The organism is Pantoea sp. USHLN256 (genome assembly GCF_037149875.1).
Taxonomy (GTDB): Bacteria; Pseudomonadota; Gammaproteobacteria; order Enterobacterales; family Enterobacteriaceae; genus Pantoea; species Pantoea nemavictus.
Map to the genome: position 1 here is coordinate 1 of NZ_JBBCQO010000035.1, position 487 is coordinate 487.

1 protein-coding gene is annotated in these 487 nt (G+C 64.9%); it reads left to right on the forward strand.

The window, feature by feature from the left end; translation table 11 throughout:
* Positions 1–487 (forward strand): transketolase-like TK C-terminal-containing protein (locus WFL93_RS24130; protein WP_336779206.1); only part of this gene is annotated, 487 nt, incomplete at both ends.

Here is a 487-nt window from a genome sequence, read left to right on the forward strand (position 1 = left end):
ACGCCAAACATGAGCCTGTGGCGCCCGTGCGACCAGGTTGAGTCGGCGGTGGCGTGGAAGTACGCCATCGAGCGCGTTGACGGCCCGTCGGCGCTGATCTTCTCGCGTCAGAACCTGGCGCAGCAGGATCGTAGCGCTGAGCAGCTGGCTAACGTGGCGCGCGGCGGTTACGTGCTGAAGGACAGCAACGGCACGCCGGAGCTGATCCTGATCGCCACCGGTTCGGAAGTGGAGCTGGCGGTGAGCGCTTACGAGCAGCTGACGGCGGAAGGCCGCAAGGTGCGCGTGGTCTCCATGCCATCCACCGACGCGTTCGACAAGCAGGATGCGGCGTACCGTGAATCGGTGCTGCCGAAAGCGGTGGCGGCGCGCGTGGCGATCGAAGCGGGTATCGCGGACTACTGGTTCAAATACACCGGCCTGAACGGCGCGATCGTCGGCATGACCACCTTCGGTGAGTCAGCGCCAGCGGATCAGCTGTTTAAAG